Origin of the sequence: Sphingomonas sp. Leaf357, from assembly GCF_001423845.1 — a bacterium.
Lineage (GTDB): Bacteria > Pseudomonadota > Alphaproteobacteria > Sphingomonadales > Sphingomonadaceae > Sphingomonas.
In genome coordinates this window covers 1,578,419-1,597,556 of the sequence record NZ_LMPM01000001.1, presented here as the reverse complement: position 1 = coordinate 1,597,556, position 19,138 = coordinate 1,578,419, and the positions used below count along the sequence as shown (strand labels likewise).

The following is a 19,138-nucleotide window of genomic DNA, read 5'->3' as shown; positions in this document are numbered from 1 at the left end:
GTTACAGTGCGGCGTAGCGCGTGGGATCGGGCAGGCCGGCGTCCTCGAACCCCTTGGCGCGCAAGCGGCAGCTGTCGCACTGGCCGCAATGCAGCGATCCCGGTGCCGGATCGTAGCACGACCAACTCATCCCGGCGTCGAGCCCCAGCCGAGCCGCCTCGCGCACGATGTCGGCCTTGGTCATGTCCTGCAGCGGCGCGTGGATCTTGAACGGTTGTCCTTCGACGCCGGCCTTGGTCGCGACCTCGGCCAGCTTCTCGAACTCGGCGATGAATTCGGGGCGGCAATCGGGATAGCCGGAATAATCCAGCGCGTTGACGCCGATATACAGATCGCGCGCACCCATCGCCTCTGCCCAGCCGAGCGCCAGGCTGAGGAAGATCGTGTTGCGCGCCGGGACGTACGTCACGGGAATGCCCGGCCCGACCCCGTCCTTCGGCACGTCGATGTCCGCCGTCAGCGCGGAGCCGCCGAATGCCGACAGATCTAGCGGCAGGACGATGTGGCGGTCCGCGTCCAGCTTGGCGGCGATGCGGCGCGCGGCGGCGAGTTCGACCTGATGGCGCTGGTTGTAGTCGATCGACAGCGCGAGCAGGCGAAACCCGTCCTCCTTCGCGCGCGCGGCGGAAACCATCGAATCCAGGCCGCCCGACACGAGGACGACCGCTAAGGGTGCAGGAGATGTCATGATGTGACGCGCGCTAGGCCGATGCCGCGCGCTTCGCAACCCCGGGGGAACCAGCGATCAGTGCGCGCCAAAAAAAATGGGCCGCCCATAAGGCGACCCAGGGATTGGCTTGTCCAAGCCGAATTCAGGGAGAATTCCATGCCCATGACGGCACCTGATCGCTATAGAACGCCACGCATAAACAACGCGTTAACGGGATCGCTCAGCGGCAGGCACCGGTGCGACGGCCTTCGTAATTCACGTCGAACGGTGCGCCATCGGCGATGCCCTGCGTGCGCAGCCTGATCAGATGCCCGCTTTCGACCGAAATGACCGTGCGGCCATGGCCCGCGCCGGGGCAGGTATAATGCACCGTCGCCGATTTCGGCAGATCCTCGACCACGAACCGCGAACATTGCGCGCCGGGATGACGCAACTGGATCAGCATGCGGGGATCGGCCACGCACAAGGACGTCCTTTCGCCGCCGTCCATGTCGCGCAACTGCCACCGGCCCGGCTGGATTCCATTCAGCGCGACGAGCGACGGCCCCTGCGCCGGTGCGGCCACCGCGACAGCACATCCCAGCCCTGTCAATATCGCCCGTACCCGCATCATGCCCGTCCCAGCTTCCCCCGCTTATCTGGGGAGCCGCCGCCCGGCTGACAATAACGCTTACGAAACGACGTCCGCAATCGGGACGGGAAACTTGCTCGCGCAGAATTGGCAGTCGACCACGATCATGCCGTTCTCGTCGGCCATCTCGCGCTGTTCCTCGGGCGGGAACTGGCCCAGCACCTGCGCGATATAATCGGGCGAACAGCGGCAGCCGCGCGACATCGACACCTGCGCCAGCAGGCGCACCTCGTCCTCCTCGTTGAACAGGCGCCAGACGAGCGTTTCGAGCGGCAGTACGGGATCGGCGAGTTCGTCCGCGCCCATCGTGCCGCCGAGGATCGCGACATGCTCCCATTCGGGATGGTCGAGCCGCACGTGCAGCCGCTCACGCCCGTCCTCGCCCTCCGGCAGATGCTGGAGGAACAGCCCGCCGGCGATGTGGCGGCCATCGGGCTGGCGCCGGATGCCGAGCTTGATCAGCGTCGGGATCTGCTCGGACTGCATGAAATAGCTCTGCGCCGCTTCGGCCAGCGTATCGCCGTCGAGCGGCACGATGCCCTGATAGCGCTCGCGCGTCGCCGCCTGATCGAAGGTGATCGCGAGATAGCCGGTGCCGAACAGGGCGAACAGGCTCGGATCCTCCGGCCCGGCCGCCAGACGATCGGCATCGAACTGCACATACCCGCGCAGCTCGCCGCCCTTGTAATCGCACACCAGCAGCTTGACGATGCCGCCATCGGTCTGCGCCTGCAAAGTCAGCTGGCCGCCGGCGTCCTTCAGCGTCGATCCGATCAGCGCGGCGAGCGTCAGCGCCTCCGCCAGCAGCGCCTCGATCGGCGGCGGATAGGCATGCGCCGCCAGGATGATGTCGAGCGTCGGCCCGAGCCGCACCACCCGCCCGCGCGCATGGCGGCCGGGAATGGTGAAGCCGAGCGCGCGGTCGGTGTCGTCGAGTTTGGGATCGTCCATATAATTTCCGTCATCCCAGCGAAGGCTGGGATCTCATGCCGCACGGGTGCGCAAGGTGGAGGGAGATGCCAGCCTGCGCTGGCATGACGGAAATAGGAAGCGTCGGAGCTCCGATCAACCGATCTGCCCGAAGCACCAGCGCAGGATCGATTTCTGCGCGTGCAGCCGGTTCTCCGCTTCCTGCCAGATCAAGGATTGCGGCCCGTCCATCACCGCGTCGGTCACCTCCTCGCCGCGATGCGCGGGCAGGCAGTGGAGAAACTTCGCGTCGGGCTTGGCCGCCGCCATCAGCGCTTCGTCGACCTGATAGGGCCACATCGCCGCCAGCTTGGTCTCGGCGTGCGCCTGGCCCATGGAGATCCAGGTGTCGGTGACGACGACGTCCGCCCCCTCGACCGCCTCCGCCGCCGTGCCGACGACGCGCGCGCGACCGCCGCCCCGCGCCACGTCCGCTTCCGACGGCATGAACCCCTGCGGGCAGGCCGCCACCACGTCGAACTGCATCAGTCCGCCGGCCTCCATGATCGACGCGAGCACGTTGTTGCCGTCCCCCAGCCACGCGACCTTCAGGCCGGGCAGCGCCTTGCCGCTTTCGATGATCGTCAGCAGGTCGGCAACGATCTGGCTGGGGTGCGAGGCGTCGGTCAGGCCGTTGATCACGGGGACGCTGGCATAATCGGCCATCTCGACGATCTTGGCGTGATCGTCGGTGCGGATCATGATCGCGTCGCAATAACCGGACAGGACGCGCGCGGTATCCGCGATCGTCTCGCCGCGCCCGAGCTGCGTGGTGCCGGCGTCGAGCACGATCGAGGAGCCGCCCAATTGCCGCATCGCCATGTCGTAGGACACGCGCGTGCGGGTGGAATTCTTCTCGAACACCATGCCGAGAACGTGCCCGGCGAGTGGCGCGTCGGTATCGGCCTTGCCCTTGGGCCAGCCCTTGCGCAGCGCCTTGCGATCCAGCGCATCGGCGATCATCGCGGCGATACCGTCGCCCCCGGCGTCGGCGAGATCGAGGAAGTGGCGGTAGGTCAAATTCCCTTTCCCTTTGGGAGAGGGAGGGAGGAGCGCAGCGACGGAAGGGTGAGGGTGAGGGTGAGCAGGCACGCGATATCGCCCTCACCCTTCCCACTCGGCTTCGCCTCGCGGGCCCCTTCCCTCTCCCAAAGGGAGAGGGAAATGGTCAGGCCGCTACGCATCCACCGGCTCATACGTCCGCGCCGCCTCGCTCAGCTTCTCGACGAACTCCGCGATATGGCTTTCCTCGATCACCAAAGGCGGCAGCACGCGCACGACGTTCTCGCCCGCCGCCACGGTCAGCAGACCGTGATGATCGCGCGCATGCGCCACGAAATCGCGGGCGACGGCGGCGTCCTTCAACTTGATGCCGGTCATCAGGCCGCGTCCGCGCACGCTGTCGAACACGGTATCATGGTTCGGCATCATCTGTTCGAGTGCCGAGCGCAACCGTTCGCCCATCGCCGCGACGCGGTCGAGGAAGCCCTCCTCCAGGATCACGTCCAGCACCGCCTCGCCCGCCGCCATCGCCAGCGGGTTGCCGCCATAGGTCGAACCGTGCGTGCCGATCGCCATGCCCTTGGCCGCCTCTTCGGTGGCGAGGCACGCGCCCAGCGGGAAGCCGCCGCCGATGCCCTTGGCGACCGACATGATGTCCGGCGTGATGCCGGCATGCTCGTACGCCCACATCTTGCCGGTGCGGCCGTAGCCGCATTGCACCTCGTCCAGCACCAGCAGCAGGCCATGATCGTCGCACGCCTTGCGCAGGCCCTGGATGAACTCGTCCGTGCCGGCGGTGACGCCGCCCTCGCCCTGGATCGTCTCGACCAAGAAGCCGGCGGTGTTGTCATCGACCAGCGCCAAGGCGGCCGCCAGATCGTTGAACGGCGCGTATTTGAAGCCCGGCAGGAGCGGTTCGAACCCGTCGCGCATCTTCGGCTGGTTGGTCGCGCTGATCGTGCCGATCGTGCGGCCATGGAACGCGTTGTTGAAGGTGATCAGCGTGTGCCGCTGCGGATTGCCGTTGGCGAAATGATAGCGCCGCGCGGTCTTGATCGCGCATTCCACCGCCTCCGCGCCCGAATTGGTGAAGAACACCGTATCGGCGAAGCTGTTGTCGACCAGCCGCTGCGCGAACTTCTCGCCTTGCGGGCTGCCGTAGAGGTTCGAGACGTGCATCAGGGTCGCCGCCTGCTTCGCGATCGCCTCGACCAGCTTGGGGTGGCCATGGCCGAGCGCGTTGACCGCGATGCCGCTGGCGAAGTCGAGATACTTTTCGCCGCGTTCGCCGAACAGATACACCCCCTCGCCTCGCACCGGGCGTACGCCGCAACGCGGGTACACGGGCATCAGGGGGGTGATCGGCACGGTGGGTCTCCCAAAAAAGCAAAAGGGCGACCCATCCGGTCGCCCGAAGGGCATTTTTACGGATATCCCTGCAGAAGCGCAACACCGCTGCTCTAAGCCCTTCCTCCCTTTTCGTGTCTTTGTGGCTTTGTGTGGAAAAATCGAATTTCACACGAAGCCACGAAGACCACGAAGGAGAAAAAGGAAGCAGGTCTACAGGCTTTGCCGCCTCAGTTCTTGATCTTCCAGCCCGAGCGCAGCAGCGCGTAGCAGCCGATCGCCAGCACCGCGTCGATCGCGAAGATCAGCAGGCTGCCGATCCAGATCGGCGAATCGGCGACCCCCAGGAAGCCGTACCGGAAGCCCGAGATGATGTAGAAAAACGGGTTGGCATGGCTGAACGCGCGGAACGACGGCGCGAGCTTGTCGACCGAGTAGAAGGTGCCCGACAGCAGCCCGAGCGGCGTGACCACGAAATTGGTGACGGCGGCGGCATGATCGAACTTGTCCGCCCAGATCGAGGTCAGCACGCCGAGCAGCGCGAGGAACATCGTGCCGAGGAACCCAAACCACAGAACCGCCCAGAAATGCGCCGGGATCAGGTGCACGCCATAGACCATCATCGCCGCCCACACGACGAAGCCGACGATGAACGCGCGCGTCATCGCGCCACCCAGCAAGGCGGTGAGCAATTCCATCGTCGACAGCGGCGGCTGCAGGTAATCAACGATCGTGCCCTGAATCTTGCCGACCATCAGCGAGAAGCTGGCATTGGCGAACGCCGGTCCCATCATGCCCTGCGAAATGATCAGGCCCGGCGCGATGAATTCGGCGAACGGAATCTCCGCGCCGCCGATATGCACCGGCAATTTCGCGCCGGTGGCGATGCTGAAGACGATCAGGAACAGCAGCGTCGTGATCGCCGGTGCCCACACCGTTTGCAGGTGGACCTTGAAGAAACGCCGCACCTCCTTGATATAGAGCGTTCGAAGACCGCCCCAATTGACGTTCCGGATGACCGGCACGCCGGGGGCGTTCATCACCGCCGAAGGTATTTGACCGATAGGGGGCTGGCTGCTCATAGCACACGCGCTAAAGCGTGGGCGGGCCGCCCGCAACCCGGCATGGCTAATCGAGGACGAGAGAATGAGCTGGACCGACGAGCGTATCGATACGCTGCGCAAGATGTGGGAAGGCGGCAGCACCGCCAGCCAGATCGCCGAGGAACTGGGCGGCGTCAGCCGCAACGCCGTGATCGGCAAGGCGCATCGCCTCGGCCTGCAATCGCGTCCTTCGCCGGTGAAGCCGAACGAGCCCGCCGCGCCCAAGGCCGAAAAGCCAGTCGCAGCAGCAACGGCGGCGGCGGCCCCCGCCGCGCCGGTCGAGGCCAAGGCACCGCCGGTGCCGAAAGCCGCCCCGCCCGCGCCGAAGCCGGTCGAGCGTGTCGCCGCGCCGACGCCCGCCCCCGAGCCCGAAATCGACGACGAGGAAGAGGACGAGATCGACGAGGCACCGGCCGCGGTCGCCGCGCCCGCCGCGCCGCCGCCACCGATCATGCGCTCGGTCGGCCCGGGCGGGTTTCTGCGTCAGGCGCCTGGCGAACAGCAGGCGCCGATCACCCCGGCCCCGCCGCGCCGCCTCGTTCCCGCCAAGCCCTCGGCCGAGATGGCCGACAAGACGAGCCTGCTCGATCTGAACGACAAGGTCTGCAAATGGCCGCTGGGCCATCCCGGCGAGCCGGACTTCCACTTCTGCGGCGACAAGGTGAATCCGGGCTTCCCCTATTGCGTCGCGCATTGCGGCCACGCCTATCAGGCGCAGCTGCCGCGCCGCGATCGCCGCCCGCCGCCGCCACTGCCCTTCGGCGGCGCGCGCGTTCGCTGACCGGTCGCCAGTCCGACAAACGAAAACCCCGCCGCGGCGTCTGCCACGGCGGGGTTTTTCTTATGCATGGCAGCGTGGGTCGTCCGGGTGACTAGATTGCTGTCCGAGCCATGGATCCCGGGGCCGCGCCGGTCGGGCTGCAAACACCCGACCTGAAAATGTCCCGGCCGCTGACGACCGGAACATTTCGCACATCTCTTAGAAGCGGAACGCCGCCGTCGCGCGCACGCTGTGCGAACGGAACTTGTCGTCCGAGCGAATGATGTCCGTACCGCCGGTGTTCGGTGCGAGCACGAACGGGTTGGTCGCCGGTGCCGTACCCTGCGTCACACGGACGGTATAATCGTTGTCCTTGTACTGCGTGTACAGATATTCGAGGCCGATCGAGAAATGACGACCGAGCTTCTGCTCGATGCCGCCGCCACCGGTGTAGCCCCACACGTCGCGATCGCCGCGCGACGCGAAAGCGTTGGCGGTGTTGGACGTCGTGAAACGATGGTTCAGCTTCGCATAGGCACCACCAGCGGTTGCGTAGAACAGCGTGGTGTTGGCTGCATAACCAACGCGTGCGCGCAGGTTGGCGTTATACTTGATCGAGCGCGAGAAAGTGTAGCTCGCTGGCGTCGTGCTGAAACCCGACGTGCTGTCGTTGATCTTCGACTTGCCGAATTCACCGACAACGCCGGCAACGAGGTTGCCATACTGCTTATCGATGCCGATACGGCCGGCGTAAGAGATGTTATCCTTGTCGTTACGGCATGCGACCGGGGCAGTCGACGTTGCTGCGCCGTTGCAAAAACCCGGCGAGAAGGCGTTGGCGCCGGTCGATGTCGTCACGGTGTCACCGAACGTGCCGTCGAGGTTGCGATCGAACAGCAACGTGCTGCGTGCATCGCTGGGCTGGGCATCGAACCCGACCGAACCGCCGACATACAGGCCGTCGAACGGAGCGCGCTCCGGCGCTGCGTCCTGGGCAAAGGCGGGTGCCGCAAAAGAAAGCGCGGCGGTGCCGGCGGCGAGGGAAAGAAAGAACTGGCTGCGCATCGTGATACTCCAAATGGTGCGTTGCAGCAGCAGGAACGATGCGAACGCGATAAAGCCGCATCGCTTCCGACATTTCCGCGTCATGTGTCATTATGGCCACACCGGCCCGGATCGAATGGCGTTTCGCCCGCTTGGCACCCGCCCCCTCGCGCCCCTATAGCTGAGCTATGGCCGATGACCTGTTCGCTTCCAAGACCAACGCCACCACCGATTACGATGCCTCCTCGATCGAAGTGCTGGAGGGGCTCGAGCCCGTCCGCCGCCGTCCGGGCATGTATATCGGCGGCACCGACGAACGCGCCTTGCACCATCTCGCCGCTGAAGTGCTCGACAATGCGATGGACGAAGCGGTCGCGGGCCATGCGACGCGGATCGAGATGCACCTCGAACCCGGCAACCGGCTGACCATCGTCGACAACGGACGCGGCATCCCGGTCGATCCGCATCCCAAGTTCCCGGACAAGAGCGCGCTGGAGGTGATCCTGTCCACGCTGCATTCCGGCGGCAAGTTCGACGGCAAGGCCTATGCGACCAGCGGCGGGCTGCACGGCGTGGGCGTTTCGGTGGTCAACGCGCTGTCGTCCGACACGGTGGTCGAGGTGGCGCGCAACAAGACCGTCTATCGGCAGCGTTTCGCGCGCGGGATCACGCAGGGGCCGCTGGAGGCGCTGGGCCCCACGCCGAACCGGCGCGGCACGTCGGTCAGTTTCGTGCCGGACGTCGAGATCTTCGGGCCGGAACTGCATTTCAAGCCGGCGCGGCTTTACAAGCTGGCGCGCTCCAAGGCGTATCTGTTCGCCGGCGTCGAGATCCGCTGGAAATGTTCGCCGGACCTGATCTCCGACGACACGCCGGCCGAGGCGGTGTTCCAGTTCCCCGGCGGCCTCGCCGACCACCTCAAGGACCAGATCGCCGGGCGCGAATGCGCCACCGCCGACTTCTTCGCCGGATCGCAGGATTTCCCGGGCGAGAATCAGGGCCGCGCCGAATGGGCGGTTGCGTGGCCGCTGTGGAGCGACGGGTCCTACAGCTGGTATTGCAACACCATCCCCACGCCCGACGGCGGCACGCACGAAGCGGGCCTGCGCGCCGCTCTGGTGCGCGGCCTGCGCGGGTTCGGCGACTTGGTGGGGAATAAGAAGGCGAAGGATATCACGGCGGACGACGTGATGGTCGGCAGCGAATTGATGCTCAGCGTGTTCATCCGCGAACCGCAATTCCAGAGCCAGACCAAGGATCGCCTGACAAGCCCGGAGGCCGCCGCACTGGTCGAAAAGGCGATGCGCGACCATTTCGACCATTGGCTCAGCCGCAACATGGACCGCGGCAAGGCTTTGCTCGGCTACATCCTGGAGCGGATGGACGAACGCCTGCGCCGCAAGCAGGAACGCGAGGTCAAGCGCAAGACCGCCACGTCGGCGCGCAAATTGCGCCTGCCGGGCAAGCTCACCGACTGCTCGTCGGACGACCCCAAGGGCACCGAACTCTTCATCGTCGAGGGCGACAGCGCCGGCGGCAGCGCCAAACAGGCGCGCGACCGCAAGACGCAGGCGATCCTGCCCATTCGCGGCAAGATCCTGAACGTGGCATCGGCGACGTTGCAGAAGATCGCCGCCAACTCCGAGATCGCCGATCTGATCCAGGCGTTGGGCTGCGGCACGCGCAAGGATTGCGTGGCGGAAAACCTGCGCTACGAACGCATCGTCATCATGACCGACGCCGATGTCGACGGCGCGCATATCGCGACCCTGCTGATGACCTTCTTCTTCCAGGAGATGCCGGAACTCGTGCGGCGCGGGCACCTCTATCTCGCGCAGCCGCCGCTCTACCGCCTGACCGCCGGCACCAAGTCGCTCTACGCGATGGACGATACCGACCGGACGAAGATCGAGAACGGCGCGTTCAAGGGCAAGAAGGTCGATGTCGCGCGCTTCAAGGGCCTTGGCGAAATGAACCCGATGCAGCTGCGCGAAACGACGATGGACCCGAAGACGCGCAGCATGCTGCGCATCACCCTGCCACAGGAATATGAGGAACGCGCGGGCGTGAAGGATCTGGTCGATCGCCTGATGGGCAACAACCCCGCGCACCGCTTCGCCTTCATCCAGGAGAATGCGGCGCGGATCGACGAGGAGGCGATCGACGCTTGAGGATGGCGCTCCTCCCCGGCACGGGGAGGTGGCAGCCGCAGGCTGACGGAGGGGGCGGGCCAGTAGCGCTTCGCTCGCGGAGAGCCCCCTCCACCATTCGCTGAATGCTCATGGTCCCCCTCCCCGTGCCGGGGAGGATCAGTTCGAAGGACACCGACCCACATGCGCCACGCCCTCGCCAGCTTTGCCCTCCTGATCGCCCTCCCCGCGACCGCCCAGACGGTGCCGGCCGCCGCACCCGCGATCCAGCCCGCCCCCGAGCTGCAGCGCCGCATCGAAGATCTCATCCCGCTGTTCAACGGCGGCGGCGATTACACCGCCGCCTTCTCGCCCACATTCATCGGCGCGGTGCCGAAAACGGCCTTCGACGGATTCGCCAAGCAACTCACCGCGACCGGCGGAAAGGCGATCCGCATCGAAAGCGTCGCCCCGGTCAATCCGTGGAGCGCGGCGATCGTCATCGCCTATGAACGCGGCCGGGCCAGCGCGCAGATCGCGGTCGATCCGCAGACGCACCAGATCATCGGTCTGCGCATCACCGGCATGTCGAGCAGCGAGGCCTCGCTCGCCGCCGTCGATGCGGGACTCGCCAAGCTGCCCGGCCGGACCGGCTTCGCGCTGGCGAAACTCGGTGCCGGCGCGCCCGAAATGCTCAGCCAGCGCGGCGCCGATACGGTCTTCGCGATCGGATCGGAATTCAAGCTCGTCATCCTCGCCGAACTGGTACGCGGCATCGCGGCGGGGATGCGGCACTGGGACGACACCGTCACCCTGGACGGTCGCCCGCTGCCCGGCGGCGGCTACACGCAGGCACCGGTCGGCACCAAAGTGTCGCTCTATGAGCTCGCCGAGCGAATGATCTCGGTCAGCGACAACAGCGCGACCGACATCCTGCTGCGCGCGCTCGGTCGCGACAAGGTGGAGGCGATGCTGCCGGTGGTGGGAATCAGGAACCCCAGGGGCATGCAGCCATTCCTCGGGCCGCTGGAACTGTTCAAGCTGAAGGGCAGCCCATTGGGCGCGCGCTGGGCGGCACTCGATATCGCGGGACGCCGCGCGTTGCTCGACGGCGAGGTCGCGGCGATGCCCAACGCGGCGATCGACAAGAGCCTGTTCGTCGACGGCAAGCCGGTGCGGATCGACGAGCTGGAATGGTTCGCCTCGCCCGCCGACATCATCCGCACGCTGGACTGGCTCCGCCGCCACAGCGAAACCGGCCCCGCAACTCGCGCCCGCGCGATCCTCGCCAAGAATTCCGGCGTCGGCGCAGGGCCGGCGGGCAAGTGGCAATATCTCGGCTACAAGGGCGGGTCCGAACCCGGCGTGATCGCGATGAGCTTCCTCGCGCAGGCGAAGGACGGACGCTGGTATGCCATGTCGGCCAGCTGGAACGATACCGAGGCGGCGGTGGACGATGCCCGCTTCGCCGGCCTGATGACCCGCGCGGTGGAACTCGCGGCGGGGTATTGAGCCTTTTTCTGGATGCTCGCATGGCCTCCACCCGTCTGCCCTGAGCTTGTCGAAGGGCTGTCCTTCTTTTCGACGGCAGATGAGAAAGGCAGTGCTTCGACGAGCTCAGCACAGACGGCTATGAGGTAACCCGTTCTAACTCGAACGGATGCCGCCCCTATTCCCCCCGCATCCGCCGCGCGTGATACAGCGTGCGGATCGCCATCCCCGCCACCATGTTGAACGCGCCCAGCGCCAACGCCGCCGCCGGGATGGCGATCGGCATCGCCCGCCACCACAGCAGCCGTCCGACGACCAGCAGCACGCCGAGCAGGGCGAACGCCAGTCCGGCCAGCCGCAACGGCCGCGCGACGTAGCGCAGTTCGCGGCGGTACGCGGCACGCTGCGCCGCGTCGTTCAGATCGGGTGGGGTCATCATCGGCTGGTCCATTCGTCGGCGAGCAGGCCCCAGGCCACGGTGTCGCGCACGCCGATATGCGTTTCCCATTCCGCGCGCAGCAGGCCCTCGCGGTGGAAACCGAGCGACGCGAGCAGCGCGTTGGACGCCGCATTGTCGGGATCGGTATCGGCGAAGATCTTGCGATGCCCTTCCTCGCGCACCAGCAGGTCGATCACCCGCGACACCGCCTCGCGTGCATAGCCATGCCCCCAGGCGGAGCGGACCAGCATATAACCGATCTCCGTCACGCCCGATCGCCGCTCGCCCGCCGCGACCGTTCCGATCGCCCGGTCGTCGTCCGTCAGCGTGATCGCCCAGCCGCGCCAGTCGCTCTTGTCTAGCCGCGCCGCCAGATAATCGCGCGTGTCGACCACGTCGGCATGCGGTCCGCTCGACCAGTAATGCATCAGCTCGGCGTCGCCATAGGCCTCGAACAGCGCCTCGGCATCCCCGATCCGTTGCGGCCGCAGGCGCAATCGCGCGCTCTCCAGAATCGGCTCGCCGGCCATCTCAGGCGGTCGTCGCCCCGACCAGCGCGTCGACCAGCGCCTTGACCTTCTTCTGCCGCCATTGCGGCAGCGGCGCGACCAGCCAATAGCCCTTGGCGGACGGCTGCGGATCGCCCAGCACGACAACGCGCCCGGCGGCGATATCGCCGGCGGCGAGCAGTTCGGGCACCGTCGCACGTCCCAGCCCCTCGGCGGCGGCATCCAGCGCGAGCCCCGCATCGCCGACGCGGACCAGCGACGCGGCATCGTCGTTCAGGCATCCGGGCCAGGAAATCCGTGTATTCACCCCGCCGCCGGGCCGCGCGATCGTCACCATGCCCTCCGATTCAAGCGCCTCGCCCTCATGCGCGCCCGGCCCGTCGCCCCAACGGATTGCGAGATCGAGATTGGCCTCGGTGAAGTCGATATCGTCGTCCGCCGAAACCAGGGCGAAACGCAGTTCGCCGTCGCCACGCGCAATCGCGGCGAGACGCGGCATCAGCCACTTCTCGGTCAGGTCGCGCGGCGCGGCAATGGTCAGCGACTTCGACGTCTGCCCCGCCTGCATCGCGCGCACCGCTTCCTCGAATTCGAGGAACCCCTGGCGCAACGGGCCGAGGCCAGCCTCGCCCTCCGGCGTCAGTTCGAGGCCCTTGGTGGTGCGGCGAAACAGCACGACGCCCAGCGTATCCTCCAGCGCGCGGATCTGCTGCCCGACGGCGGCGGGCGTGACGGCGAGTTCGTCGGCCGCGCGGGTGAACGACAGATGCCGCGCGGCGGCGTCGAGCACGCGCAGGCCGTTGAGCGGGAGATGCGTGCGTTTCATGCCGTCACCCTCACCCTTCCCACTCGGCTGCGCCGAGCGGGCCCCTTCCCTCTCCCATCGGGAGAGGGAAAAGACGCCGAAGGCGGCGAAGGGTGAGGGTGACCACGGACGCTCACGCGCCCACCGCGGGCGCGAGCAGCGCGAATTTCGGGATGTCCACGTCGAACGCGGCGCCGTCCTCCCCCATCATGTGATAGCTGCCCTGCATATTGCCGCTCGGCGTCGCCAGCGGGCAGCCCGAGACGTAATCGAAGCTCGCGCCGGGCAGGATCAGCGGCTGCTCGCCGACCACGCCCTCACCCTCGACCGAATGGCGCGCGCCGCGCCCGTCGGTGATGATCCAGTGCCGCGTGAGCAACTGCACCGCCTGATTGCCCTCATTCTCCAGCCGCACGTGATAGGCCCAGAACCAGCGCCCGCGCTGCGGCTCGGACTGTTCGGGCAGATAGCTGACCGACACCCGCACGACGATCCCCCGCGTCTCGGCGACGTTGGGGAACAGCGCCTTCACAATTCCACCGCGACAGAAATCGCTTCCCCGGCGAAGGCCGGGGCCCAGTCGCGAAGGTCGAAATAATGAAGCGCAGCGCCCGCAATCTTCTGCTCCGCGACTGGGCCCCGGCCTTCGCCGGGGAAGCGCTGCAGGACGGAAGAGGCGCTCATCGTCACAATCCCACCGCCGTCAGCGCCTGGTCGAGATCGGCGATAACATCCTCCGGATCCTCGAGCCCGACGTTCAGGCGCAGAAGGTTCTCCGTCACCCCCATCTCGATGCGCTTGTCCTCGGCGACGCCGTAATGCGTGGTCGAGGACGGATGCGTCATCAGCGAGCGCGAATCGCCGATATTGTTCGAGATATCGACCAGCTCCAGCGCATCGAGCAGGCCGTGCGCCTGCTTCCGCCCGCCCTCGACCTCGAATGCGAAGATCGGCCCGCACGCGCTCATCTGGCGCATCGCGAGATTGTGCTGCGGATGGCTCGGCAGGCCCGGATGCAGGATGCGCGGCACGCGGGTTTCGAGGAAGCGGCCGACCTTGAGCGAATTCTCGCTCTGCCGGTTGATGCGCAGATCGAGCGTCTCCAGCCCCTTCAGCACGACCCAGGCGTTGAACGCGCTGAGCGTCGGCCCGGTGTTGCGCGTGAAGGGCAGCAGCACGTCGTCGATGAACGCGCTCGTCCCGCACACCGCGCCGGCCAGCACGCGCCCCTGCCCGTCCATCATCTTGGTCGCGCTATAGGCGGTCACGTCCGCGCCGAACTCCATCGGCCGCTGCAAAGCGGGCGTGGCGAAGGCATTGTCGACCACCGTGGTGATGCCGTGCCGTTTCGCGATGTCGCAGATCGCCTGCAAATCGGCGACGTCCATCGTCGGATTGGCCGGCGTCTCGAAGAAGAACACCTTCGTATTCGGCTGCACCGCATCGGCGAAGGCCTGCGGATCGCGCGCATCGACGATCGTCGTCTGGATGCCGAACTTGGGCAACAACGTGTCGGTCAGCCAGCGGCACGAACCGAACGCGGCGCGCCCGCCGACGAGATGATCGCCCTGTTCGAGCTGGCACAGCAATACGGCGGTCATCGCCGCCATGCCGGTGGCCATCGTCCGGCACGCCTCGGCGCCCTCCAGCAGCGCGATGCGCTCCTCCAGCATCTGCACGGTCGGGTTCTGCAACCGCGAATAGGTCATGCCGACCTGTTCGCCGGCGAAGCGCGCCGCGGCGTCGGCGGCGCAATCATAGGCATAGCCCGAGGTCAGGAACAGCGCCTCGGACGTCTCGCCGAACTCGCTGCGCGCGGTGCCGCCGCGCACGGCCTGCGTGGCCGGGCGCCAGTTGGCGGTGATCTCGCGGTTCTGTCCGGTACGGCGTTTCATGCGGGACGCTTTGCCGGGAGGGACGAGGCCACGTCAACCTCTAGTGAGGCGGAGCAGAGTCGGTCTTTCCTCTGTCACCCCGGACGTGTTCCGGGGTCCACTGGGCCGCAACCTGGGCGATCGAGCCTCTATTCGTTTCGAAAGCCGCTTGGTGGACCCCGGAACATGTCCGGGGTGACGAGGCCGGATGGGAGAGGACTGCTCCCTTGAAAGGGAGGGGCTAAGGGGGAATAGCGAAACGATGGCCAAATCTCCGCCCCGCCCGATCCTCACCGCGACGGCGATCGGCGCGGCGGCGCAATTCCTGTTCACGCTCGACATCGCGCGCCCCAGCATCCTGGTGTTCGACGAGGTGCATTACGTCCGCGCGGCGCGCATCCTGCTCACGCTCGATGCGCCGACCAACATCGAACATCCCCTGCTCGGCAAGATGCTGATCGCGCTCGGCATCCTGCTGTTCGGCGACAATCAATATGGCTGGCGCATCCCCTCGGCCGTCGCCGCGACGATCGTGGTGCTGGGCGTGTTCTGGATCCTGTGGGTGCTGTTCCACCGCGTGCGCCCGGCATTGGTCGGCGCGCTGCTGGCGATGCTCAACTTCACGGTGTTCATTCAGGCGCGGATCGGGATGCTCGACGGGTTCATGGCCGCGTTCCTGGTGCTGGCGATCCTCGCTCTGCTCCGCTCCGCTTATGCGCCACCGGATCGGGTGTGGCGGCACTGGATCGTCGGCAGCGTGCTGCTCGGCCTCGCGGTCGGGGTGAAATGGGCGGCGGCGCCCTATGTGGCGTGGGCGGGCATGGCCTTCCTCTTCGTGCGATGGCGCGACGCCCGGAACGGTGGCGCGCATTGGCGCGGCATGCGGGCGATCCCGGCGCTGGCGACGCTCGGCGCGGTCAGCGTGCTCGTCTATCTGCTGACCTTCGCACCGGCCTTCTTCTACGCCAACGATCCGCTGACGCTCGGCAGGCTGCTGCCATACCAGTGGACCATGTACCAGCAGCAGACCCAGATCCTGCCGCCCCACCCCTATCAGTCCGCGTGGTGGACCTGGCCGCTGATGATCCGCCCGATCTGGTATCTCTACGAAGCCGTCGACGGCGCGCAGCGCGGCATCCTGCTGCTCGGCAATCCGGCGATCCTGTGGGGCGGGCTGGCGGCGGTCGGCTATTGCACGTGGGCGGGGTGGCGGCGCGATGCGATGAAGCTGGCCGGCGTCGCGGGCGTCTGGCTCGCTTCGCTGCTCATCTGGGCGATCATCCCCAAGTCGCTGGGCTTCTTCTATTATTATTATCCGTCGACGATCTTCCTGTGCCTCGCGCTCGCCGCCGCGTTCGACGATCTGCGCGCGACGCGCCCGCATTGGGACGAGGCGTTCCTCGTCCTCAGTGCGGGGCTGTTCCTGCTCTTCTACCCGATCCTCTCGGCCGCGGCGCTGTCCGGGCCGCAGGCCTTCCACCGCTGGATGTGGTTCCCGACCTGGCCGTGAATTAATACCGGCCCCAGGTGAACCGCGACGAAAGCGCGTAATTCCACACCGCGCTCACCGCGATGCCGGCCAGCGCCGAGAGCGCCCAGGTATCCGCCTTGGCGTCGTACAGGAACGCGGCGACGCCGATGTTTGCCACCGCTCCGACCGAGCAGACCAGACAGAAGGTCAGCCAGCCGTCGAACAACTGCTTCGCACCCTTCAGCCGGCTGTCGCGGTAAGTCAGCGCGTTGTTCAGGAAGAAGTTGAACGTCATCGCCACGACGGTCGCCACGATCGTCGCCCACAGGAAGCTGAGGATCCCTTCCTTGAACAACGGCCCGAGCACGAGGAAATGCACCAGCGCGCCAAGCGCCCCGATCGCCGAGAACATCGCGAACCGGACGGGAATGATCCGCCCGAACATCCGGTCGTAGATCGCGATCAGATACTCCATCGCCACGACGTGATCCAGCTTGCTCTCGCCCTCGGTCCGCACCCGGAAGGTGTAGGGCAGTTCGAGGAACTTCAGCGGGCGGGGCGAACCGGTCATCAGGTCGAGCAGGATCTTGAAGCCGATCGCGTTCAGATGCGGCGTCAGGTCGCGCACGATGCCGGCCCGGATCATGAAGAACCCGCTCATCGGATCGCTGAGGTCGGCCTTCAGCACCTGCCGCGAAAGCTTGGTCGCGAAGGCGGATTTCGCCACCCGGTCGCTGTCCCAGTCGCCCGTCCCGCCGCCATCGACGAAACGCGATCCGATCACCACGTCCAGCGTCTCGTCCGCCTGCAGGGCATCGAGCATCTTGGGCAGGATCGTCTCGTCATGCTGCAGATCGCCGTCGATCACCGCGACGACCGGCGCTGCGGTCGCGCACATCCCCTCGATACAGGCCGAGGACAGGCCGCGCCGGCCGATCCGCTGGATCACCCGCACGCGCGGGTCGCGCCGCCCGATCGCGCGCGCGGCATCGGCCGTGCCGTCGGGGCTGTTGTCGTCGACGAAGATCGCTTCCCAATTGCGCCCGGCCAGCGCCGCGTCGAGCTTGGCGACGAGCAGCGGCACGTTCTTCGATTCGTTGAAGGTCGGGATGACGACCGCGAGTTCCAGAAGTTCGCTCACGCCTGTCCTTCCTGAAGAGCGGCCAGCACCGCGTCGCCCATCGCGCGCGTCGACAGCGTACCGCCCAGATCGGCGGTGCGCGCGCCACCGGTCAGCGCCGTGCCCACCGCCACCTCGATCCGGTCGGCCGCGTCGTCCAGCCCCAGCGAATGGCGCAACAGCATCGCCGCCGACAGGATCGTGGCACAAGGGTTGGCCTTGCCCTGCCCGGCAATGTCCGGGGCGCTGCCGTGGATCGGTTCGTACAGCCCCTTGCCCGCGCTATCGAGGCTGGCGGAGGGCAGCATGCCGATCGATCCGGCACACATGCTGGCCTGATCGGACAGGATGTCGCCGAACAGATTGCCGGTGACGATCACGTCGAACTGCCCGGGATCGCGCACCAGCTGCATCGCGGCATTGTCGACATACATATGGGTCAGCGCGACGTCGGGATAGTGCGCCGAAATCTCGATCACCACGTCGCGCCACAATTGCGACGTCTCCAGCACATTGGCCTTGTCGACCGAACACAGCTTGCGCCCACGTTTCTGCGCGGTCTTGAACCCGACATGCGCGATCCGCGTCACCTCGGCTTCGTCATAGGACATCACGTCATATCCTTCGCGCAGGCCGGCGGGGGTCTTGCGGAACCCCTTCTCGCCGAAATAGACGTCGCCGTTCAGTTCGCGCACGATCACCATGTCGATCGCCGCCGCGACCTCGGGCTTGAGCGCGGAGGCGTCCTCCAGCCCCGGAAACAGCTTGGCCGGGCGCAGGTTGGCGAACAAAGTCAGTTCCTTGCGCAGCCCCAGGATCGCCTGTTCCGGCCGGAGCGACCGCTCCAGCGCATCGCAGGACGGATCGCCGACCGCCCCGAACAGGATCGCATCGGCGCGCTTCGCCAGATCGAGCGTCTCGGGCGGCAACGGATGCCCCGTGGCGTGATAGGCCGCCCCGCCGACCAAGGCCTCCTCGAACGTCAGGTCGAGCGCCCCGTTCTCATCCAACGCATCCAGCACGCGGCGCGCCTCGGCGGTCACTTCCGGGCCGATCCCGTCGCCGGGCAGAATTGCGATCAATGGCATATCAGATTCCCACCCCAATTCGTGGTGCTGCCTTTGCCGCCCCGTCCGCCCTCACGCAACCGCCCTTTTCAGCCGTTCCACGAGCCGCGCCCGCCCGGCCAGCGTCTCCGCGCGCCGGTCGGTCAGAATGTCGGCCTCCAGCGCCTGCCCGGTCACCTTCAACGCCGCCAGGATATCGTCCCAGCCCGCCTCGCCGCCGGTGCGCAGGATGTCGGGCAGGTCGTCCATCTCCGGCCCGTAACCGAGTTCCGCCAACACCAGCAGTTCGTAGCGCGCCAGCGCCACCGCCCAGCCGCGCGCCGCCGGTGCCGCCTCGATCGCCCCGATCACCCCGTCCAGCGCGCCGTACAGACGCGGATAGGGCTGCCCCTCGGGCAAGGCCGTCGCGGTCAGCGCCGTCACCCATTCCAGCGCCGCTGCGGGCAACGGCTCGCCATACAGCGGCGCGCGGCTGTGGATCAGCTCCAGCGTCAGCCCGGCCAGCTGCTCCTCGGTCCGCGCGCGCCACTGGCCCAGCACCAGATTGGCCGGTTGCAGGATCGGCCGGATCCGTCGCGACCGCCCGCCGCGCACATAGCCCGCCTGCAAGCCATGCTCGGCTGTCAGCGCGCGGACGATCGCATTGTTCTCGCCGTGCGGACGGACGGCAAGGATCAGGGCTTCGGCGCGCAGATGCATGCCCCCGC

The 19,138-nt window shown here is 66.9% G+C and carries 20 protein-coding genes; 4 read left to right on the top strand and 16 right to left on the bottom strand.

The window, feature by feature from the left end; genetic code table 11:
* Nucleotide 1: 1 nt before the first annotated feature.
* From queC to ASG11_RS07360, 6 genes are all read right to left on the bottom strand, one after another.
* A complete protein-coding gene (gene queC / locus ASG11_RS07390; RefSeq protein ID WP_055777154.1) occupies nucleotides 2-688 on the bottom strand; it encodes a 7-cyano-7-deazaguanine synthase QueC in 687 nt (228 codons plus the stop codon).
* A gap of 202 nt (nucleotides 689-890) precedes the next feature.
* Nucleotides 891-1,235 (bottom strand): DUF3617 domain-containing protein, encoded by a 345-nt coding sequence (locus ASG11_RS07385; protein ID WP_236697416.1) that lies wholly within the window; start codon nucleotides 1,233-1,235, stop codon nucleotides 891-893.
* 105 nt (nucleotides 1,236-1,340) lie between these two features.
* Nucleotides 1,341-2,252 (bottom strand): Hsp33 family molecular chaperone HslO, encoded by a 912-nt coding sequence (hslO, locus tag ASG11_RS07380; protein ID WP_055777151.1) that lies wholly within the window; start codon nucleotides 2,250-2,252, stop codon nucleotides 1,341-1,343.
* A 114-nt stretch (nucleotides 2,253-2,366) separates the two neighbouring features.
* On the bottom strand, nucleotides 2,367-3,290 hold the full coding sequence (gene argF, locus ASG11_RS07375) for an ornithine carbamoyltransferase (protein WP_082472648.1): 924 nt from the start codon (nucleotides 3,288-3,290) through the stop codon (nucleotides 2,367-2,369).
* Nucleotides 3,291-3,446: 156 nt separating this feature from the next.
* Entirely contained in the window at nucleotides 3,447-4,622 is a 1,176-nt protein-coding gene (locus ASG11_RS07365) for an aspartate aminotransferase family protein (protein WP_443024479.1), read from the bottom strand.
* Between the two features lie 227 nt (nucleotides 4,623-4,849).
* Entirely contained in the window at nucleotides 4,850-5,701 is an 852-nt protein-coding gene (locus ASG11_RS07360; RefSeq protein WP_055777144.1) for an ABC transporter permease, read from the bottom strand.
* 64 nt (nucleotides 5,702-5,765) lie between these two features.
* On the opposite strand from ASG11_RS07360, the gene ASG11_RS07355 reads away from it, so the two are divergent.
* Nucleotides 5,766-6,503, top strand: a complete 738-nt coding sequence (locus ASG11_RS07355; RefSeq protein WP_055777141.1) for a GcrA family cell cycle regulator — start codon at nucleotides 5,766-5,768, stop codon at nucleotides 6,501-6,503.
* A 198-nt stretch (nucleotides 6,504-6,701) separates the two neighbouring features.
* Here ASG11_RS07355 and ASG11_RS07350 read toward each other — a convergent pair whose 3' ends face one another.
* A complete protein-coding gene (locus ASG11_RS07350) occupies nucleotides 6,702-7,547 on the bottom strand; it encodes an outer membrane protein (protein ID WP_055780498.1) in 846 nt (281 codons plus the stop codon).
* Nucleotides 7,548-7,714: 167 nt separating this feature from the next.
* On the opposite strand from ASG11_RS07350, the gene parE reads away from it, so the two are divergent.
* Both parE and ASG11_RS07340 read left to right on the top strand, forming a co-directional pair.
* Complete coding sequence (gene parE / locus ASG11_RS07345) at nucleotides 7,715-9,697, top strand: DNA topoisomerase IV subunit B (protein WP_055777139.1); 1,983 nt, start codon at nucleotides 7,715-7,717, stop codon at nucleotides 9,695-9,697.
* Between the two features lie 162 nt (nucleotides 9,698-9,859).
* On the top strand, nucleotides 9,860-11,167 hold the full coding sequence (locus tag ASG11_RS07340; protein WP_055777136.1) for a serine hydrolase: 1,308 nt from the start codon (nucleotides 9,860-9,862) through the stop codon (nucleotides 11,165-11,167).
* Nucleotides 11,168-11,324: 157 nt separating this feature from the next.
* Here the strand turns inward: ASG11_RS07340 and ASG11_RS07335 are convergent, their stop codons facing one another.
* The 6 genes from ASG11_RS07335 to ASG11_RS07315 all read right to left on the bottom strand — a co-directional run bounded on the left by ASG11_RS07335 (nucleotide 11,325) and on the right by ASG11_RS07315 (nucleotide 14,794).
* A complete protein-coding gene (locus ASG11_RS07335; protein ID WP_055780495.1) occupies nucleotides 11,325-11,585 on the bottom strand; it encodes a hypothetical protein in 261 nt (86 codons plus the stop codon).
* Nucleotides 11,582-12,115 (bottom strand): GNAT family N-acetyltransferase, encoded by a 534-nt coding sequence (locus tag ASG11_RS07330; RefSeq protein WP_055777132.1) that lies wholly within the window; start codon nucleotides 12,113-12,115, stop codon nucleotides 11,582-11,584. The genes ASG11_RS07335 and ASG11_RS07330 overlap by 4 nt, the downstream gene beginning before the upstream one ends.
* Nucleotide 12,116: 1 nt before the next feature.
* Entirely contained in the window at nucleotides 12,117-12,920 is an 804-nt protein-coding gene (locus tag ASG11_RS07325) for a LysR family transcriptional regulator (protein WP_055777128.1), read from the bottom strand.
* 112 nt (nucleotides 12,921-13,032) lie between these two features.
* Nucleotides 13,033-13,431: a Co2+/Mg2+ efflux protein ApaG gene (gene apaG / locus ASG11_RS07320; protein ID WP_055777125.1), complete on the bottom strand. Its 399-nt coding sequence runs from the start codon at nucleotides 13,429-13,431 to the stop codon at nucleotides 13,033-13,035.
* The gene (locus ASG11_RS18690) at nucleotides 13,428-13,583 is read right to left on the bottom strand and encodes a hypothetical protein (protein ID WP_156363683.1); all 156 of its coding nucleotides are present in this window, start codon (nucleotides 13,581-13,583) and stop codon (nucleotides 13,428-13,430) included. The genes apaG and ASG11_RS18690 overlap by 4 nt, the downstream gene beginning before the upstream one ends.
* A gap of 2 nt (nucleotides 13,584-13,585) precedes the next feature.
* Entirely contained in the window at nucleotides 13,586-14,794 is a 1,209-nt protein-coding gene (locus tag ASG11_RS07315; RefSeq protein WP_055777122.1) for a trans-sulfuration enzyme family protein, read from the bottom strand.
* A 241-nt stretch (nucleotides 14,795-15,035) separates the two neighbouring features.
* Here ASG11_RS07315 and ASG11_RS07310 point away from each other — a divergent pair, with 241 nt between their 5' ends.
* On the top strand, nucleotides 15,036-16,283 hold the full coding sequence (locus ASG11_RS07310) for a glycosyltransferase family 39 protein (RefSeq protein WP_055777119.1): 1,248 nt from the start codon (nucleotides 15,036-15,038) through the stop codon (nucleotides 16,281-16,283).
* Between the two features lies 1 nt (nucleotide 16,284).
* On the opposite strand, the gene ASG11_RS07305 is transcribed toward ASG11_RS07310, so the two are convergent.
* The 3 genes from ASG11_RS07305 to recO are packed head-to-tail and all read right to left on the bottom strand — an operon-like array spanning nucleotide 16,285 to nucleotide 19,130.
* On the bottom strand, nucleotides 16,285-17,385 hold the full coding sequence (locus tag ASG11_RS07305; protein ID WP_055777117.1) for a glycosyltransferase family 2 protein: 1,101 nt from the start codon (nucleotides 17,383-17,385) through the stop codon (nucleotides 16,285-16,287).
* Entirely contained in the window at nucleotides 17,382-18,452 is a 1,071-nt protein-coding gene (gene leuB / locus ASG11_RS07300) for a 3-isopropylmalate dehydrogenase (RefSeq protein ID WP_055777114.1), read from the bottom strand. The genes ASG11_RS07305 and leuB overlap by 4 nt, the downstream gene beginning before the upstream one ends.
* Nucleotides 18,453-18,503: 51 nt before the next feature.
* Entirely contained in the window at nucleotides 18,504-19,130 is a 627-nt protein-coding gene (recO, locus tag ASG11_RS07295; protein WP_055777110.1) for a DNA repair protein RecO, read from the bottom strand.
* Between the last annotated feature and the right edge of the window lie 8 nt (nucleotides 19,131-19,138).

What these genes read in the sequence shown, in the direction of transcription:
- ASG11_RS07355 (WP_055777141.1), top strand. Translation starts at nt 5,766, where the DNA reads ATGAGCTGGACCGACGAGCGTATCGATACGCTGCGCAAGATGTGGGAA.
- queC (WP_055777154.1), bottom strand. Translation starts at nt 688, where the DNA reads ATGACATCTCCTGCACCCTTAGCGGTCGTCCTCGTGTCGGGCGGCCTG.
- ASG11_RS18690 (WP_156363683.1), bottom strand. Translation starts at nt 13,583, where the DNA reads ATGAGCGCCTCTTCCGTCCTGCAGCGCTTCCCCGGCGAAGGCCGGGGC.
- ASG11_RS07365 (WP_443024479.1), bottom strand. Translation starts at nt 4,622, where the DNA reads ATGCCCGTGTACCCGCGTTGCGGCGTACGCCCGGTGCGAGGCGAGGGG.
- leuB (WP_055777114.1), bottom strand. Translation starts at nt 18,452, where the DNA reads ATGCCATTGATCGCAATTCTGCCCGGCGACGGGATCGGCCCGGAAGTG.
- ASG11_RS07310 (WP_055777119.1), top strand. Translation starts at nt 15,036, where the DNA reads ATGGCCAAATCTCCGCCCCGCCCGATCCTCACCGCGACGGCGATCGGC.
- hslO (WP_055777151.1), bottom strand. Translation starts at nt 2,252, where the DNA reads ATGGACGATCCCAAACTCGACGACACCGACCGCGCGCTCGGCTTCACC.
- ASG11_RS07335 (WP_055780495.1), bottom strand. Translation starts at nt 11,585, where the DNA reads ATGATGACCCCACCCGATCTGAACGACGCGGCGCAGCGTGCCGCGTAC.
- ASG11_RS07315 (WP_055777122.1), bottom strand. Translation starts at nt 14,794, where the DNA reads ATGAAACGCCGTACCGGACAGAACCGCGAGATCACCGCCAACTGGCGC.
- recO (WP_055777110.1), bottom strand. Translation starts at nt 19,130, where the DNA reads ATGCATCTGCGCGCCGAAGCCCTGATCCTTGCCGTCCGTCCGCACGGC.
- ASG11_RS07340 (WP_055777136.1), top strand. Translation starts at nt 9,860, where the DNA reads ATGCGCCACGCCCTCGCCAGCTTTGCCCTCCTGATCGCCCTCCCCGCG.
- ASG11_RS07350 (WP_055780498.1), bottom strand. Translation starts at nt 7,547, where the DNA reads ATGCGCAGCCAGTTCTTTCTTTCCCTCGCCGCCGGCACCGCCGCGCTT.
- parE (WP_055777139.1), top strand. Translation starts at nt 7,715, where the DNA reads ATGGCCGATGACCTGTTCGCTTCCAAGACCAACGCCACCACCGATTAC.
- ASG11_RS07360 (WP_055777144.1), bottom strand. Translation starts at nt 5,701, where the DNA reads ATGAGCAGCCAGCCCCCTATCGGTCAAATACCTTCGGCGGTGATGAAC.
- ASG11_RS07325 (WP_055777128.1), bottom strand. Translation starts at nt 12,920, where the DNA reads ATGAAACGCACGCATCTCCCGCTCAACGGCCTGCGCGTGCTCGACGCC.
- ASG11_RS07330 (WP_055777132.1), bottom strand. Translation starts at nt 12,115, where the DNA reads ATGGCCGGCGAGCCGATTCTGGAGAGCGCGCGATTGCGCCTGCGGCCG.